16 protein-coding genes and 1 pseudogene are annotated in these 17,263 nt (G+C 45.4%); 11 read left to right on the top strand and 6 right to left on the bottom strand.

All coding sequences use genetic code 11. The features are described 5' to 3' along the window. Window positions 1-143: 143 nt before the first annotated feature. A complete protein-coding gene (locus KHQ79_RS12270) occupies window positions 144-719 on the bottom strand; it encodes a YjgB family protein (RefSeq protein ID WP_225515338.1) in 576 nt (191 codons plus the stop codon). A gap of 146 nt (window positions 720-865) precedes the next feature. On the opposite strand from KHQ79_RS12270, the gene fdhF reads away from it, so the two are divergent. From fdhF to KHQ79_RS12250, 4 genes are all read left to right on the top strand, one after another. Beyond that, a complete protein-coding gene (gene fdhF, locus KHQ79_RS12265; RefSeq protein ID WP_225515336.1) occupies window positions 866-3,823 on the top strand; it encodes a formate dehydrogenase subunit alpha in 2,958 nt (985 codons plus the stop codon). Then, complete coding sequence (locus KHQ79_RS12260; RefSeq protein WP_225515334.1) at window positions 3,816-4,376, top strand: helical membrane plugin domain-containing protein; 561 nt, start codon at window positions 3,816-3,818, stop codon at window positions 4,374-4,376. Before fdhF ends, KHQ79_RS12260 begins: the two co-directional genes overlap by 8 nt. Window positions 4,377-4,667: 291 nt before the next feature. After that, window positions 4,668-5,255, top strand: coding sequence for a DUF4352 domain-containing protein (locus KHQ79_RS12255; RefSeq protein ID WP_060398417.1), 588 nt, complete (start codon window positions 4,668-4,670; stop codon window positions 5,253-5,255). 93 nt (window positions 5,256-5,348) lie between these two features. Then, window positions 5,349-5,966, top strand: a complete 618-nt coding sequence (locus tag KHQ79_RS12250) for an NUDIX hydrolase (RefSeq protein WP_225515332.1) — start codon at window positions 5,349-5,351, stop codon at window positions 5,964-5,966. Between the two features lie 33 nt (window positions 5,967-5,999). Here the strand turns inward: KHQ79_RS12250 and KHQ79_RS12245 are convergent, their stop codons facing one another. Continuing rightward, window positions 6,000-6,278: a hypothetical protein gene (locus KHQ79_RS12245; RefSeq protein WP_019258109.1), complete on the bottom strand. Its 279-nt coding sequence runs from the start codon at window positions 6,276-6,278 to the stop codon at window positions 6,000-6,002. 392 nt (window positions 6,279-6,670) lie between these two features. Here KHQ79_RS12245 and yjiB point away from each other — a divergent pair, with 392 nt between their 5' ends. Both yjiB and KHQ79_RS12235 read left to right on the top strand, forming a co-directional pair. After that, the gene (yjiB, locus tag KHQ79_RS12240; RefSeq protein WP_225515330.1) at window positions 6,671-7,861 is read left to right on the top strand and encodes a monooxygenase YjiB; all 1,191 of its coding nucleotides are present in this window, start codon (window positions 6,671-6,673) and stop codon (window positions 7,859-7,861) included. A 22-nt stretch (window positions 7,862-7,883) separates the two neighbouring features. After that, entirely contained in the window at window positions 7,884-9,062 is a 1,179-nt protein-coding gene (locus KHQ79_RS12235) for a glycosyltransferase (protein WP_225515328.1), read from the top strand. Between the two features lie 41 nt (window positions 9,063-9,103). On the opposite strand, the gene KHQ79_RS12230 is transcribed toward KHQ79_RS12235, so the two are convergent. Then, the gene (locus tag KHQ79_RS12230; RefSeq protein WP_019258112.1) at window positions 9,104-9,292 is read right to left on the bottom strand and encodes a DUF8096 family protein; all 189 of its coding nucleotides are present in this window, start codon (window positions 9,290-9,292) and stop codon (window positions 9,104-9,106) included. A gap of 174 nt (window positions 9,293-9,466) precedes the next feature. On the opposite strand from KHQ79_RS12230, the gene KHQ79_RS12225 reads away from it, so the two are divergent. Then, window positions 9,467-10,279, top strand: a complete 813-nt coding sequence (locus KHQ79_RS12225) for a uroporphyrinogen-III synthase (protein ID WP_133487831.1) — start codon at window positions 9,467-9,469, stop codon at window positions 10,277-10,279. A 44-nt stretch (window positions 10,280-10,323) separates the two neighbouring features. Here KHQ79_RS12225 and KHQ79_RS12220 read toward each other — a convergent pair whose 3' ends face one another. From KHQ79_RS12220 to KHQ79_RS12210, 3 genes are all read right to left on the bottom strand, one after another. Next, window positions 10,324-11,076, bottom strand: coding sequence for an ABC transporter permease (locus KHQ79_RS12220; RefSeq protein ID WP_019258114.1), 753 nt, complete (start codon window positions 11,074-11,076; stop codon window positions 10,324-10,326). Continuing rightward, the gene (locus KHQ79_RS12215; RefSeq protein ID WP_225515326.1) at window positions 11,076-11,828 is read right to left on the bottom strand and encodes an ABC transporter ATP-binding protein; all 753 of its coding nucleotides are present in this window, start codon (window positions 11,826-11,828) and stop codon (window positions 11,076-11,078) included. Before KHQ79_RS12215 ends, KHQ79_RS12220 begins: the two co-directional genes overlap by 1 nt. A gap of 119 nt (window positions 11,829-11,947) precedes the next feature. Next, window positions 11,948-12,922 (bottom strand): DMT family transporter, encoded by a 975-nt coding sequence (locus tag KHQ79_RS12210; RefSeq protein WP_225515324.1) that lies wholly within the window; start codon window positions 12,920-12,922, stop codon window positions 11,948-11,950. A gap of 131 nt (window positions 12,923-13,053) precedes the next feature. Between KHQ79_RS12210 and KHQ79_RS12205 the strand changes: the two are divergent. The 4 genes and pseudogenes from KHQ79_RS12205 (at window position 13,054) to uxaC (ending at window position 17,198) form a co-directional block, all read left to right on the top strand. Beyond that, a pseudogene (locus KHQ79_RS12205) lies at window positions 13,054-13,546 on the top strand (hypothetical protein). Window positions 13,547-13,936: 390 nt separating this feature from the next. After that, window positions 13,937-14,359, top strand: a complete 423-nt coding sequence (locus tag KHQ79_RS12200) for a DUF1641 domain-containing protein (RefSeq protein WP_003239166.1) — start codon at window positions 13,937-13,939, stop codon at window positions 14,357-14,359. Between the two features lie 39 nt (window positions 14,360-14,398). Continuing rightward, complete coding sequence (locus KHQ79_RS12195; RefSeq protein WP_003239165.1) at window positions 14,399-15,577, top strand: NAD(P)/FAD-dependent oxidoreductase; 1,179 nt, start codon at window positions 14,399-14,401, stop codon at window positions 15,575-15,577. Window positions 15,578-15,776: 199 nt separating this feature from the next. Continuing rightward, window positions 15,777-17,198, top strand: coding sequence for a glucuronate isomerase (gene uxaC, locus KHQ79_RS12190; protein WP_225515322.1), 1,422 nt, complete (start codon window positions 15,777-15,779; stop codon window positions 17,196-17,198). Window positions 17,199-17,263 lie beyond the last annotated feature (65 nt).

Below are 17,263 nucleotides of genomic sequence, written 5' to 3'. Positions count from 1 at the left end.
CACTTCAACCGGATAACTCACTCTTGTCCCCATAGAAAAAACACCTCCAAGTCTAATTTCGGATAACAATCATCCGTATTCAAACTTGAAGGTGTTTTTATTTGTCTCATCTTATGGGGTCAGTCCCCAGCCGCATGATGGTTTTATTTTGCTTTTAGGTTTACATGGTCAGCGGTCTGGTCCGTGCCTATTACAAAATGGAGTTCATATCGGCCTGTGTCATATACATAATCGATTTCATCAGTAAACGGGACGGTTAATACTCGATTCGCGGGGCCTATTTCATTTTGCAGCACTTCCGGCGTAACCCCGCCTAAATTCAGCTGCCGTTCGACCCCGGTCCCAAAGTAGCGGATTTCTGAAATCGTCATGTCTTTATGATAGGAAAATCCGTAGCCCGGCTGGCCCATATTCCAGTGATATAAATCAAACCGATTGTCTCCTCCAGATGGTCGTTCCGGTTCCCCTAGTGCAGCGTGGACATCGCCTTTCGTGCTTTTGTTAACGGTAAGGCCTTGCGCCTGCTGAGGCATTTCTCCTGTGTAGGCGGTGCTGTAGAGATTTTTGACAAGCTCGGCGGCTGATTGGTTTGTGTTTTCAGAGAGCGTGTTTGTTTGAGTTACGCCCTTTGCCGGTGTTGAAAAGGACGCCGCTCCCAAGCCGGAAAGTGTGCCTGTCAGTACGGCTGCCGCGGTTAGAACAGACATTGTTTTTTTCATGTCGATCCCTCCTTTATCATCTACCATCTCGTTTCCCGGTGTTTATGCAATAAAACATGTGGGTGCGCTTTGTATGTTTTGCTGAGTCCTTGTAGGGGAACTGAAATGGGTAATTCGGTATATACAAGCAAGAAAGGGGAATGGAGATGGCTGACAAGAAAAAAATCACAATAAACGGCGTTGAAATGGAGGCGTCCGAGGAACAGACGGTGCTGCAGCTTTTGAATAACAGTTCAATTGAAGTGCCGCAAGTTTGCTATCATCCAAGCTTAGGGCCGATTGAAACATGCGATACGTGCATAGTTAGCATCAATGGTGAGCTGAAAAGATCGTGCTCAGCTGAATTAAAGGATGGGGACGTCATTGATACGCTTTTGCCTGATGTGAAAAAAGCGCAGGTCATCGGGATGGACAAGATTTTATATAATCATGAGCTTTATTGTACAGTTTGCGATTACAACAACGGGGGATGCGAAATACATAATACGGTGAAGGAAATGAAAATCAATCACCAAAGCATCCCGTTTGATCAGAAGCCTTACCATAAGGATGAATCCCATCCGTTTTACCGGTACGATCCGGATCAATGTATTTTGTGCGGCCGCTGTGTCGAAGCGTGCCAGGACGTTCAGGTAACTGAAACATTGACCATTGATTGGGAACGGAAGCGCCCGCGCGTCATTTGGGATAATGATGTGCCGATCAATGAGTCGTCGTGTGTATCATGCGGCCACTGTTCAACTGTCTGTCCGTGTAACGCGATGATGGAAAAAGGAATGGAAGGGGAAGCCGGATATTTAACAGGCATTGATAACGAAACGCTCCGTCCGATGATCGAGATTACAAAAGGCGTAGAGACAGGTTACGGCTCGATTCTCGCCATTTCTGATATGGAATCCGCCATGCGTGATGAACGAATCAAGAAAACGAAAACCGTCTGCACCTATTGCGGTGTCGGCTGCAGCTTTGATGTCTGGACAAAGGGCAGAGACATTCTGAAAGTCGAGCCGCAGGAGGAAGCGCCAGCCAACGGCATTTCTACCTGTGTAAAAGGGAAGTTCGGCTGGGATTTCGTGAACAGCGAGGAACGCCTGACAAAGCCGCTGATCCGCGAAGGCGACCGTTTCCGTGAAGCGGAGTGGGAGGAAGCGTTATCGCTGATCGCCAGCAAGTTCACGGATTTAAAAGAAGAGTTTGGCCCGGATTCACTCGCTTTTATTACATCTTCTAAATGTACAAATGAAGAATCCTATCTCATGCAAAAGCTGGCCAGGGGGATCATCGGCACAAATAATGTGGACAACTGCTCGCGCTATTGCCAATCTCCTGCGACTGCCGGCCTGTTCCGGACGGTCGGCTATGGCGGTGACTCAGGATCAATTACAGATATCGCGCAAGCGGATCTTGTGTTGATTATCGGTTCGAACACGTCAGAGTCACATCCGGTCTTGTCCACTCGCATTAAACGGGCACATAAGCTGAGAGGGCAGAAAGTGATCGTAGCGGATATCAGAAAACACGAAATGGCAGAGCGCTCTGATTTATTTGTTCAGCCGCGTGCCGGATCAGATATCGTCTGGCTGAATGCCATCGCCAAATATTTAATTGAAAACGGCAAGGCCGATGAACGCTTTTTGCGGGAAAAAGTGAACGGACGGGATGAATATGTAAGAAGCCTGGCACCATATACCCTTGAATATGCCGAGGAGAAAACCGGAATTGATCAAGAAACGCTTATCCAAATGGCGGAGATGATTGGCCAGGCTGACAGCGTGTGCGCATTGTGGGCAATGGGCGTGACACAGCATATTGGCGGAAGTGACACGAGCACCGCAATCTCTAATCTGCTGCTTGTGACAGGAAACTACGGGAAACCGGGAGCAGGCTCTTACCCATTGCGCGGCCATAACAACGTGCAGGGAGCAAGTGACTTCGGAAGCATGCCTGACAGACTGCCGGGCTATGAAAAAGTAACGGACGAACAAGTCCGCCAAAAATACGAGCGGGCGTGGGGTGTGCCGCTGCCGAAGGAGCCGGGCATGACCAATCATGAAATGATCGAAAAAATCCATTCCGGCCAGCTGAAAGCGATGTATGTAAAAGGTGAAGAAATGGGCCTGGTCGATTCCAATATCAATCATGTACACGCCGCATATGAAAAGCTTGATTTCTTTGTGGTGCAGGATATTTTCCTTTCACGTACAGCCGAGTTTGCTGATGTTGTTCTTCCTGCGAGCCCGAGCCTTGAAAAAGAGGGCACCTTTACTAATACAGAACGCCGTATTCAGCGGCTGTATCAGGTGTTTGAACCGCTGGGCGAATCAAAGCCTGACTGGCAGATTATTATGGAGGTTGCCAATAAGCTTGGCGCTGACTGGCACTATGGGCACCCTGGAGACATTATGGAGGAAGCAGCCATGCTGTCGCCGATTTATGCCGGCGTCACCTATGAACGCCTTGAAGGCTACAATTCCCTTCAATGGCCTGTAAACGCTGATGGAAAAGATTCGCCTTTACTCTTTACAGAGCGCTTTCCTTTCCCGGACGGCAAAGCCATTCTCTATCCTGTTCAGTGGACAGAGCCTGAAGAATTCGGTGAGGAATATGATATCCATGTCAACAATGGGCGGCTCTTGGAGCATTTCCACGAAGGAAACCTGACCTACAAATCAAAAGGCATTTCGAAGAAAACACCGGAAGTGTTCTTAGAAATTTCTCCTGAGCTTGCGGCGGAACGGGGAATTCAGGACGGAACCCTTGTCAGACTCACATCGCCTTTCGGAAATGTCAAAGTGAAGTGCCTGATAACGGATCGTGTCAAAGGGAAGGAAGTATACCTGCCAATGAACGATTCAGGGGAAGCGGCGATCAACCTGTTAACAGGCAGCCATGCCGATAAGGATACCGATACGCCTGCATACAAAGAAACATCAGCCAAAATGGAAATTTTGAAACACGACGGAACCAATCCGCTTCCTAACATCAATCACCGCAACGGCAATCCGCAGCCGCAAATCGGTGTGCAAGTACAAAAGAAATGGGCGCGGAAGGATTATATTTTTCCTGGCGACGCAGTGAAAAGGGGGATCGGACATAATGGCTAAAGCGATTAAACGAATTCAAAAAATCGAGGTAACCGAAGAGGATCAGCGAAAGCGTGATATGAAAGAAATTGAAGATGCATTAGTCGAAAATAAGGAAGCCATTCTTGAAACGACGCAAATGCTCGGCCACATGAACGAGCGCGGCGTCCTTCCATTGCTCCGCGGCCTTTTTGGCCAAGGAGATAAAGTCCTTGATATCCTAGTGAAAAAGGCAGATACAGAGGAAACGGCCAATACGCTGAAAAATCTGCTTCTTCTGTTTGGAACGCTCGGCATGCTGGACGTAAAACAGCTGGAGCCTCTCATTTTGAAAGTGAATGCGGGTGTGGCAAACGCGGTGGAACAGAAGAACAGCGAAGAGAAAACAGGTTATTTTGATATCATCCGTTCGCTCAAAGACCCGGAAATCAACAAAGCAGTTACGCTGCTCTTCTCCTTTTTGAAAGGAATGGGACAAGATACAAAGGAGCTGGAACGCACGACGCAGCCTCCGGAGCACCAAAAACATCATCAGGAGCCCAGAGAGAAAAGGGAAATGAATAAGCGAGATTGATTACCTGCCCGAGCCGGCTGCTGCCAGCTTGGGTTTTTGTGTGAAATGAGCCTTAGGAACCAGGAAGAAATATCTAAAATAGAAACAAGACAAAGAAGTTTTTGTTTTGGAAAATGATATGCCATCACCGGCCTGTCCAGTATTTTTTCCAGTAAAGGATAAATCTCTATGTCATTGGCTGACCTATACTATGAATGGATATGATAGAGTAATTTGTTACTTTGTTCCCTGTTAAGAAAAGGAAAAGCGTGATTATAATAGAAAACGATTACTTTAGATGGAGGAACAGCAATGAAAAAAGTATTATTCATTTTGTTTGTGCTAACGATTGGATTTGCGCTTTCTGCGTGCAGCCAGTCCAGTGATGCGTCAGCTGAGCAAAAGACAGAAAAGAAAGAAGCAACAGCAACGGAAAAGAAAACAGAGGAAAAAGAAACCAAAACGGATGAAAAGGTGCATAAAGTAGGCGAAACTTTTAAAGCTTCCAGCACAAATTTCTCGGTCAATAAAGTATATACGACGGCAGAACAAGGCGAGTATAAGACAAAAATTGGCGAGAAAGAAAAAACAATAAATAATAATGAAGAATTTTTAATAGCTGAGGTAACGATCGAAAATACAAGCGACAAGTCTTTCAATTATACGAGTGGCGGTTTTGAATTGAAAGACGGCAAAGATCAATCGATCAGAGCAAACATAGTATCTACAGCTGACCTGAAAACAAGCCTTAAATCAGGGAAGTTAGCCTCGGGTAAAAAGGTAACAGGCACAGTTAGTTTCGTGATTCCAAAAGGAGAAAAAAACCTTAATCTGTCATATAATCCATCATTTTTAAATTTTGAAACAGAGGATATTACATATTTCGTAAAACTGAATTAAGGTATCTTTTGAGCATGTCACCGGAAAATCGGAGCATGCTTTTTTTATTTTAAAAGAGATTGATAGTATAAAATGGGAGTGAGGTGATCAATTATGCAAACCAAATGGCTGGAACGGGCACAGCGGATTCAGGCGATCGCACAGGCAGGGCTTGCTTTTTCCAAGGATGTATATGACAGGGAAAGATACGAAGAGCTGATGAAGCTCAGCGTAGAGATGATGGCGGATTACTCGCAGACGGAAATTGAAGTCATCACTGATTTATGGAAGGGCGAGAAAGGCTATCCGACACCGAAAGCGGATGTTCGCGGAGCAGTATTTCGAGAGAATCAGATTTTGCTTGTCCGGGAGAAGCACGATGAGCTGTGGTCGCTGCCGGGCGGGTTTTGCGAGATTGGTTTATCACCAGCAGAAAACGTGATCAAGGAAATCAAAGAAGAGTCGGGGTACGATACAGAACCGTCTCGATTGCTGGCCGTGCTAGACAGCCATAAGCATCCTCATCCGCCTCAGCCGTATCATTACTATAAGATATTCATTGAATGCAGCATAACAGGCGATCAGGGGGAAATAGGAATTGAGACGAATCACGCCGCTTTTTTTCCGGAAGACAGGCTCCCGCCGCTTTCTCCAAAACGAAACACACCTTCACAGCTCAGCGTTTTGTTTGACTTTTTGCGTTATCCGGACAAGAAAACGATATTTGACTAAACAAAGAAAGAGCCAGGAAGGCTCTTTCTTTGTTTATAGCGCAATATGTTTTTCGCTGGAGAGTTTCAGAAGAGTCAAAATAGAATCGGCTTGTTTATGGCCGAGTTTTTGCTTTAATTTGTTTTCTTCAACTAATCGGCTGCCGTAAATCTCGACAGAGGCTTTGTCAACGACAGTATGCCAGTTTTCCTGCTTTTTTCCCTCAACAAGCGGTTTTTCATGTCTCTCAGAAAAAGAGAACACAAACAATACAAATGCAAGTGAAAGTAGGATGCCGACAACTTGTTTTTTGAAATTGGTCTGTGCTGCCATGTTGTTCTCTCCTTCACCTTTTACCTTCTATTTAATCATAGAATCAGCTTGGTTTATATAATGGGAAAGTCATTTTTGGGGTTAGTGCTATTGGTTGAGAATAGGGGGTGTTTTCTGTCGGAGTGTGTGCAATTGAATGCATAGTGAATTTACATGCTTATGTCTAAGGTCACGTTGTGAGCCAAAGCGGCAGTGCTGAATAGAAAAAAATTGAAAGATTATGGTAAGATGAACGAAATTCGAGGGGGAATATATGATGCCTGCATCGGACATCATGATCGCCTGCCTGCTGTTATCCAATCTGTCTATACTTGATTGTCCCTCTCTTTTTCGAAAGCGGGAGGTGAAGAAGAGCGTCAATTGCTGAATTCTTTCAAGGGGAGTGACAATACGTGAATGTGTTAAACCGACGGCAAGCCTTGCAGCGAGCGTTGCTCAATGGAAAAAACAAACAGGATGCGTATCATCCGTTTCCGTGGTACGAATCGATGAGAAAGGATGCGCCTGTTTCCTTTGATGAAGAAAACCAAGTGTGGAGCGTTTTTCTTTATGATGATGTCAAAAAAGTCATTGGGGATAAAGAGGTGTTTTCCAGTTATATGCCGCAGCAGTCAAGCTCTATCGGGAATTCCATTATTAATATGGACCCGCCAAGGCATACGCAAATCCGTTCTGTAGTGAATAAAGCCTTCACACCGCGTGTGATGAAGCAATGGGAACCGAGAATTCAGGAAATCACAGATGAACTGATTCAAAAATTTCAAGGGCGAAGTGAGTTTGACCTTGTTCACGATTTTTCATACCCGCTTCCGGTTATCGTGATATCTGAGCTGCTGGGAGTGCCTTCGGAGCATATGGATCAGTTTAAAGCATGGTCTGATCTTCTGGTCAGCACACCGAAGGATAAAAGTGAAGAAGCTGAAAAAGCCTTTTTGGAAGAACGAAACAAGTGCGAGGAAGAACTGGCCACGTTTTTTGCCGGCATCATAGAAGAAAAGCGAAACAAACCGGCACAGGACATCATTTCAATTTTAGTAAAAGCTGAAGAAACAGGCGAAAAGCTGTCCGGAGAAGGGCTGATTCCGTTTTGCACGCTGCTGCTGGTAGCTGGAAATGAAACCACCACAAACCTGATTTCAAATGCGATGTACAGCATATTAGAAACGCCGGATATATACGATGAACTGCGCAGCCATCCTGAACTGATGCCTCAGGCAGTCGAGGAGGCCCTGCGTTTCAGGGCGCCTGCCCCGGTTTTGAGGCGCATTGCCAAACGGGATACGGAGATCGGGGGGCACCTGATTAAAGAAGGAGATATGGTTCTGGCTTTTGTGGCATCAGCAAATCGTGATGAAGCGAAGTTTGACAGGCCGCACATGTTTGATATCCGCCGCCATCCCAATCCGCATATCGCGTTTGGCCACGGCATCCATTTTTGTCTTGGGGCACCGCTTGCCCGTCTTGAAGCAAATATCGCGTTAACATCTTTGATTTCTGCTTTCTCTCATATGGAATGCGTTAGTATCACTCCGATTGAAAACAGCGTGATATACGGATTAAAGAGCTTCCGTGTCAAAATTTAATAAAAAAGGAGACTGGTGATTCATGAAAAAGCACCATATTTCGATTATCAATATTCCGGCGTACGGGCATGTCAATCCTACGCTTGCATTAGTGGAGAAGCTTTGTGAGAAAGGGCACCGTGTTACGTATGCGACGACTGAGGAGTTCGCGCCTGCTGTTCAGCAAGCAGGTGCAGAAGCATTGATCTATCATACTTCCTTGAATATTGATCCTAAGCAAATCAGGGAGATGATGGAAAAGAATGAGACGACGCTCAGTCTTTTGAAAGAATCACTCAGCATTCTGCCGCAGCTTGAGGATTTATATCAGGATGATCAGCCTGATCTGGTTATCTATGATTTTATCGCCCTGGCGGGAAAATTATTTGCCGACAAGCTTAATGTGCCGGTCATCAAGCTCTGTTCATCATATGCCCAAAATGAATCCTTTCAGCTCGGAAGTGAAGACATGCTGAAAAAAATAAGAGAAGCAGAGGCTGAATTTAAAGCCTACTTGGAGCAAGAGCAATTGCCGGCTGTTTCATTTGAACAATTAGCTGTGCCGGAAGCATTAAATATTGTCTTTATGCCGAAGTCCTTTCAGATTCAGCATGAGACGTTTGATGACCGTTTCTGTTTTGTCGGCCCATCCCTTGGAAAACGGACGGAACAAGAAAGCCTGTTGATTGAAAAGGATGATCGCCCGGTTATGCTGATTTCCTTGGGAACGGCGTTTAACGCATGGCCGGAATTTTACAAGATGTGCATCGAGGCATTTAGAGATTCTTCATGGCAAGTGATCATGTCGGTCGGGAAATCGATTGATCCTGAAAGCCTGGGTGATATCCCTGCTCACTTTACCATTCGCCAAAGCGTGCCGCAGCTTGAGGTATTGGAGAGAGCCGATTTGTTTATTTCTCATGGCGGGATGAACAGTACGATGGAGGCGATGAATGCAGGTGTGCCGCTTGTCGTTATTCCACAAATGTATGAGCAGGAGCTCACCGCGAAGCGTGTCGATGATTTAGGGCTCGGCGTTTATTTGCCGAAAGAAGAAGTGACGGTTTCCAGACTGCAAGAAGCGGTGCAGGCGGTAGCAGGTGATCAGGAGGTGCTCAGCCGCGTCAAGAATATGCAAAAAGATGTAAAAGAAGCAGGCGGAGCGGAGCGTGCGGCTGCTGAGATTGAAGTGTTTATGAAAAAATCCGCTGTACCGCAGTAAATCACAAAAACCGAAATCAAAATACGATTTCGGTTTTTTGTTTAAATATTTTTTTTCATCCCGCATCTTCGACATTCTCTAAGAAATTTTCCGCCTTTTACAGAGCTTTTGAACAGTGTGTAATCACAATTGTCGCAGCGCCCGCTGTGGACGTCCGGATATTCATTAAACTCGTAAATGATCGATGTATCGTAACCCTTTGTTTCATATTCTTCTTTTTTTGTTTCCATGATCGATCCTCCGTTCGTAAACGTGTCTGCTGTATATCTTACAGCAAGCTTCCGGCGTATTCAATGGATAGTAGAGGTTTGGATTTATCTTGATTTCTCCCTTTGTATGCGCCACAATAGCTTTATTAAGCTTGTATACATAAAAAGCCTATGCAAAGAGGAGAGAAAACGGGTATGGGAAAAGGATTGCAGGGAAAACGCGTGGCGATCGGGGGCTCCCGAAAAACGGAAGAAATCAGCACGATCATTGAAAAACAGGGCGGAACTCCTGTCATCCGTCCTCTCCAAGGAACGGTTTACTTGGCAGAGAAGCAGGTGGAGCCGGATTTGCGAACATTTGCGGAAGAAAAAGCTGACTGGGTCATTTTCACGACAGGCATTGGCACGGAGACTCTTGTCGATATGGCAGAGAAAATCGGTCTGAAAGACGAGTTTCTGCAGGCGATTCGCCAGGCGAAAGCGGCATGCCGGGGATACAAAACGCTGGCTGCGCTGAAAAAGCTAGGGATCACACCTGAAGCTTCGGATGAAGATGGGACAACAAGAGGCTTAATCCGTTCCTTGGAGCCTCACGACTTTTCAGGAAAAACAGTCATGGTGCAGCTTCATGGCGAAAAAGCGCCGGCCCTCATGGCATTTCTTGAAAAAAAAGGCGCGTCTGTCCTGCCGATTCTGCCTTATCAGCACATCCCGCCGGAGGAGGAAACGGTGGAGCGGTTATGCCGAGAGCTGATAAACAATGAGATCGATGCCGTTTGTTTTACAACGGCAATTCAGGTTCGTTCCCTGTTTGAGTTTGCCAAGGAGCGCGGCTATATCGATGAAGTGAAGACCGTATTCGAAGAGCGCGCCATTGCCGCGGCTGTCGGAAAAGTGACTGCTGAAGCACTGCGGGAAGAAGGTATCACAAGACTGCTTGCTCCGGAGATTGAGCGGATGGGCGCGATGATTATTGAGCTGTCCAAGTATTATGAAGAAAAGGAATAACCCGTACAAAAAGCCGCTCTCCAAGGGAAAGCGGCTTTTGTCTGTCATCCATTCTGCTTCAGCTGCTGATGCGCGGTGAATAATGACGGGTATGTCAGCACGCTTAAGATCACACATGTCAGCGCGGCTGACGCCATCGTTGTAAATACGATTAAGAGCTGAAAGCGTACCGCCTGAATCGGGTCCGCACCGGCTAGAATCTGGCCTGTCATCATGCCAGGAAGCTGGACAAGCCCAAGTGTTTTCTGGCTTTCTAGAGTTGGGATCATACTCATTTTCATCGCAGAAGTAAGAATACGCTGTATAGATTGCTTCGGTGTGCCTCCAAGAGACAATATTAACTGAATTTCTTCTTTACGCACGCCGACTTCAGAGCTGAGCCGGTTTAAAAACAAACTTGCGAGCACCATCGAATTTCCGATGACCATTCCGCTGATCGGAATGACATATCGGGCCGTAAGCGGGATGATATGAAGAGACAAGAGAATTCCCTGCGTCACAATTTCTACAATCGCTAACGCGGCGAATACCCTCCAAAACGAACCGATTGTATTTTTCTTTCGTTTGATGACATTTTGCGCTGCCACTGCCAGCATTAATAGCACCATCAGAAGGATAAAAACAGGATGGTCTCCGCGGAAAATCAGCGACAGTACATAACCGATGATAAGCAGCTGTACCGCGGCCCGGATGGTGGCAATGATCATGTCTTTTTCTACGCCGGCTTTAAAGGATTTTGATAAAAACAAGGCGATCAAAACAAAGATCATCGTTAAAGAGAGGGAAAGGTAATCCATTACCGGGTACCTCCCTTCAAAAACTCTTTGGCTGTTTCATGCTGCGGATTAGAGAAAAATGTTTCAGTTTCTGCGATTTCCAGCAGCCGGCCATCCGCCATAAACCAAATGGTATCGGCTACTCGTTTTGCCTGCTCCATATTATGAGTCACCCACATGACCGTCAGCTTTTTCTCTTGATGCTGCTTTTTGATCAGCCCTTCAACCTCAAGAGCAGAAACCGGGTCCAGGGCCGACGTAATTTCGTCCAACAATAGAATAGAGGAAGGATTTGCGAGTGTTCTGGCTAGTGACAGTCTTTGACGCTGTCCGCCCGATAAATCCTTGGCGCTTCTGTCTAACAGATCTGATGACAGTCCTGTTAGAGAAGCAAGCTCTTCAGGGGAGTACAGCTGGGATTGATGCAGCCTTTGGACCAGACTTAGATTGTCACGAACTGTCCCATCGAGGACGGGAGCCGATTGAAACGCGAGGGCTGCCGTTCGCCTCAGCTTATTGACATTCCATTCCCTGACTTCCTTTCCGTATATTTTTACTTCGCCGTTGTCAGGCGTTCTCATTAAATTGCACATGGAAAGGAGGGTGCTTTTGCCTGATCCGGAAGGGCCTAAAACGGCCACGATTGCGCCCTGTTGAATGTCTCCGGTGATGTCTTGCAATACATCATAAGTTTGTCCATCTTGTTCATAGCTTTTTCTGACTGATTTGAAGGAGATGGCTGGTATGTTTTGTGTTTGATCGTTTGCTTCCATTACATTAATCACCTTTCAGTATAAGTAGGCTGAACCTATATTTAAATATAACGTGAAACAGATGGCTTTTGGTAGCAAAAATAAAGGAGAACAGGCTTTCACCCATTCTCCGGCAGATGCTACGCGGTCAGATTTGACTGTGTTTTCTTTTTCGGTTTTCTCGGCTGTGAAGCGAAGGTATGTAACACCATCCCCGCAATAATAATGAATAAACCGGCAAATGATAAAAGAGATGGGAACACGCCTGACAGCAGAACAATTTCACCAAGCAGCGCGAAAATCACTTCACCTGATTGAGTTGCTTCAACGGCTGCGAGTTTTTGCGGATTGTCTCTTACCATATCAGTGGCCCAGAAAAATAAAACGGGCGCAATGATGCCTGAGCTGACGGCAACGATAAAGGATTGAACAGTTTGTCCCGCTGTCGGAAGGCCATCTGACCACCAGCCGTACGCTGCTACTATAAGCCAGAACGGAAGGCTTGCCAAGGTCATTCCCAGCACACGCTGAAATGTATCAAGCCGGCCTCCGTATTCTTCGAGCATTCTCCGGTTTCCTAACGGATAGGCAAAAGCCGCAATAACAACCGGCAGCACACTGAAAAGCAGCATCTTCCCGGAAAGCGATTCTGCATGCTGAAGCTGAATCAGCGCCGCTCCGATCAGGATGATCACGGAAGTGCTAAGTGATACAAGGGGAATCTTTTGACGAACGAGCTGCGGCCCGCCCGGCATGTCTTTTTTGACATAGAACAAAGGAGATAAGAGCACGCCGGCTACAATGGTAATTTGCCAAGTTCCGGCTACAAGCCACCCGGGACCGTATGCAGCCGCAAATGTGATCGGCGCGTAAAAAAGCACGAAGCCGACAAAGCTCCATTTGATCCAAAAAAACGGCTTTTTCCGCATCTCTTGTAAGAGAGGAGCGAATGTCCCTCTCATGATGACAATCAAACATAAAAACGGCACCATAAAAATAAAGCGCAGCGAAGAGCTCCAAGGCCAGCTGCCTCCGGATAACTCCATCGCTCTGTTTAAAATAAAGGTAACGGCGAAAAAGAGTGAGGCTAATATTCCGATAATGATTGCTTTCATGATATCCCTCATTTTGGCATTATTTTTTATACTAAACTATTCGGTATTATTCAGATCAATGGTATCGTGAGAAAAACATCATGTTTTGCAAACCGCTATGTGTGGAAGACAAAAAATAGGAGGTGACATTGATGGAAGCAAAGATACAGACGTACTTCTTTCAGGATGACGGCAGGATTCCGAACCACCCTGATTTTCCGCTCGTTGTGTATCAAAACGTGTTCAGGGACACCAAGCAGGCAGAGCGGATCATCAACAGGCATGGCTGGTCAAACAGCTGGTCAGGGAGTGTTTTTCCATACCATCATTATCAATACGCATGAAGTGCTGATTGCAGTTCGGGGAGAGGCTGTGATTCAGTTCGGGGGAGAAAAAGGGGCTGCCATTCCTTTCAAATCCGGCGGCGCAGTCGTGATTCCAGCCGGAGTCGGCCATAAAAAGTTAAGCGCAAGCTCCGATTTTACCGTCATTGGCGCTTATCCGGGAGGCGTTCAGTATGATATGAAGACGGGAGAGCCGAATGAACGGGAGGAAGCGGTGAAACAGATCAAGCAGGTCTCATTGCCGGCGAATGACCCGATCACAGGAAAAAGGGCTCCTCTTTTGGAAATATGGGTAAAGTGAAGGGGAGAAATTGATGGATTGTCAATAACTAGTGCCGGAGAAATGTTATGACACGGGCTCCAAATAAATTAATTTCATAATCGAAGCAATTCACGTTCAAATTTTGTTCAAAAAGTGTTATCATATAGAAGGTAATCGAATTGGAGTTTTTTGTGTTTGCTATTTTCAGAGAGAGTAAAGGATTTTTGACTTATTCAATTGTTTATTTTTGAGATAAAAATAATACTGAATATGGCAAGATGAAAAACTGGGTAGTAAACATTTATTTTTGTAAATGATTGTGCATGAATTCACAATCCTTATTCTTATGCCTTCAAGCGTGAGACCAGGGAGAGGCACTACCCTTTCCAAAAAAATCAGCAAACTGCTTATAGTAAAGGAGAATTGGATATGCCAGAAACAATCGATCAAACAAATGCGTCTGTCAGCCAAAGCCAGCAAGATCTTATTGATCAGCTGTTAAAGCCAGAAGTTCAAGAATCACTGACCGTTTTAGTTGACCAGCTTCCAAAGCTGACTGAGTTAGTGAATATTTTAACGAAGTCTTATGATTTCGCTCAATCTGTAGCAACTGACGAAGTGTTAAAAAGCGACACAGTCGGTGCGATCACTGAAATTCTTGAGCCTGTAAAAGAAACAGCGAAAGAAGTAGCTGCGACTGCAATCGAAGCGAAAGACCGTGCGGATGCAAGCAACGAAACAATTGGTCTTTTCGGCCTGTTGCGTATGCTGAAAGATCCTCAAGCTCAAAAGCTGTTCCGTTTTGCTAACAGCTACCTTGAAGTCATGAACGAACGCGAAAACCAAAAATAATCTCAGATTCAAATTGATATAAAGGACGGAGGATATACGATGTCAAAACATATTGTCATTCTAGGCGCTGGTTATGGCGGAGTTCTTTCTGCTCTAACAGTTCGCAAACATTACACAAAAGAACAAGCACGCGTGACAGTGGTAAACAAATACCCAACTCACCAAATCATTACGGAATTACACCGTCTTGCAGCAGGCAACGTGTCTGAAAAAGCGGTTGCAATGCCACTAGAAAAACTTTTCAAAGGCAAAGACATTGACCTTAAAATCGCGGAAGTAAGCTCTTTCTCTGTTGATAAAAAAGAAGTTGCGCTTGCTGACGGTTCTACATTATCTTACGATGCGCTTGTTGTAGGTCTTGGTTCAGTAACAGCTTACTTCGGCATCCCAGGTCTTGAAGAAAACAGCATGGTATTGAAATCTGCTGCTGATGCGAACAAAGTCTTCCAACATGTTGAAGATCGTGTGCGCGAGTACTCTCAAACGAAAAACGAAGCAGATGCAACAATCCTTATCGGCGGAGGCGGCTTAACAGGTGTTGAGCTTGTCGGTGAGCTTGCTGACATCATGCCGAACCTTGCGAAAAAATACGGCGTAGACCATAAAGAAATCAAATTGAAACTGGTTGAAGCAGGTCCGAAAATCCTTCCTGTTCTTCCGGATGATCTTATCGAACGTGCGACTGCAAGCCTTGAAAAACGTGGCGTTGAGTTCTTAACAGGTCTTCCTGTTACAAATGTAGAAGGAAACGTAATTGATCTGAAAGACGGATCAAAAGTTGTTGCCAACACATTTGTTTGGACTGGCGGAGTTCAAGGTAACCCATTAGTCGGTGAATCAGGTCTTGAAGTGAACCGCGGACGTGCGACAGTAAATGACTTCCTGCAATCTACATCTCATGAAGATGTATTCGTTGCCGGTGACAGCGCAGTTTACTTTGCTCCAGACGGCCGTCCATATCCGCCAACTGCACAAATCGCATGGCAAATGGGTGAGCTGATTGGTTACAACCTATTCGCTTACTTAGAAGGCAAAACGCTTGAAACATTCAAGCCAGTAAACTCTGGTACACTTGCAAGTCTTGGACGCAAAGACGCGGTTGCCATTATTGGTGCAAATTCTACACCGCTTAAAGGTCTTCCTGCTTCCTTGATGAAAGAAGCAAGTAACGTACGCTACTTAACACACATCAAAGGACTTTTCAGCTTAGCTTACTAATCCTTTTTTGGACTCGGACATTGCCAAAAGCGTTCCTTTCGGGATGCTTTCCGGCAATGTCTTTTTTTCGTTTGTTTGCTAACGTTAACATTTCATTTTCAAAAAAAGAGATTGATCCCTGAGGAATATAAAGGTAAAATAAAACCAAATCAAAATGTTAACGTTAACATTTTGAAATAGAATGAAAGACGGTGAGGACATGGAACCCTTTATGGGCGAAAATTTTTTGTTGAAAAATGAAACCGCTGTCAGCCTCTATCACAATTATGCGAAAGGCATGCCAATTATTGATTATCACTGCCACTTAAGTCCGAAAGAAATCTATGAAAATAAGACATTTCAAAACATCACGGAAGCCTGGCTGTATGGAGACCATTACAAATGGCGCATCATGAGAGCCAATGGGATTGAAGAGACATACATTACAGGCGATGCGACTGATGAAGAAAAATTTATGGCTTGGGCGAAAACCGTGCCGATGGCGATCGGCAATCCGCTCTACAATTGGACTCACTTAGAACTGCAGCGTTTTTTTGGAATATATGAGATTTTGAATGAGCAATCCGCGCCGGCTATATGGGAACGGACGAATGAGCTGCTTCAAGGAGAAGGCTTCGGCGCAAGGGATTTGATCGTAAAATCAAATGTAAAGGTCGTTTGCACAACTGATGACCCTGTCGATTCTCTTGAATACCATCTATTATTAAAAGAAGAGAAAGATTTTCCTGTCAGCGTGCTGCCGGGATTTCGGCCGGATAAGGGACTTGAGATCAATCGTGAAGGCTTTCCTCATTGGGTGCAGGCACTTGAAGGTGCAGCAGCCATTTCGATCACAACTTATGATGAGTTTCTAAAGGCGTTAGAAAAACGGGTGCGATTCTTCCACTCAGTCGGCGGCAGAGTGTCTGATCATGCGATAGATTCAATGGTATTTGCCGAAACGACAAAAGAGGAAGCGGGACGGATTTTTTCTGACAGATTACAAGGAACAGGTGTTTCTTATGAAGATGAGAAGAAATTTAAGACGTATACGCTTCAGTTTCTTTGCGGTTTGTATGCGGAGCTCGATTGGGCGATGCAGTTTCATATCAACGCTTTAAGAAACACGAATACAAAAATGATGAAGAGGCTCGGACCTGATACAGGCTATGATTCTATGAATGATGAAGAAATTGCCAAGCCTTTATACAAGCTGCTGAATTCAGTTGAGATGAAGAACAAGCTGCCGAAAACGATTTTATATTCACTTAATCCAAACGATAACTATGTCATCGCCAGCATGATCAACAGTTTTCAGGACGGTGTTACCCCGGGAAAAATACAATTCGGCACAGCCTGGTGGTTTAACGATACAAAAGACGGGATGCTGGATCAAATGAAAGCGTTGTCAAATGTCGGGCTTTTCAGCCGCTTTATCGGTATGCTCACCGATTCCAGAAGCTTTCTTTCCTATACGCGCCACGAATATTTTAGGCGGATCGTCTGCAATTTGATCGGGGAATGGGTGGAAAACGGCGAAGCGCCGTATGATATGGAGCTTTTGGGAAACATTGTTCAGGGAATTTGCTATGACAATGCGAAACACTACTTTCAATTTCAAGAAGAGAAAGCAAACGTGTAACCAAATGTCCGCTCAGCATCACAATCATGTGTCATCCTGAGCGGACCACTACCCGAAAATTCTTA

This window comes from Bacillus sp. TSO22, assembly GCF_020223595.1.
Classification (GTDB): domain Bacteria; phylum Bacillota; class Bacilli; order Bacillales; family Bacillaceae; genus Bacillus; species Bacillus inaquosorum.
This window is presented reverse-complemented; position numbering and strand designations above follow the sequence as displayed.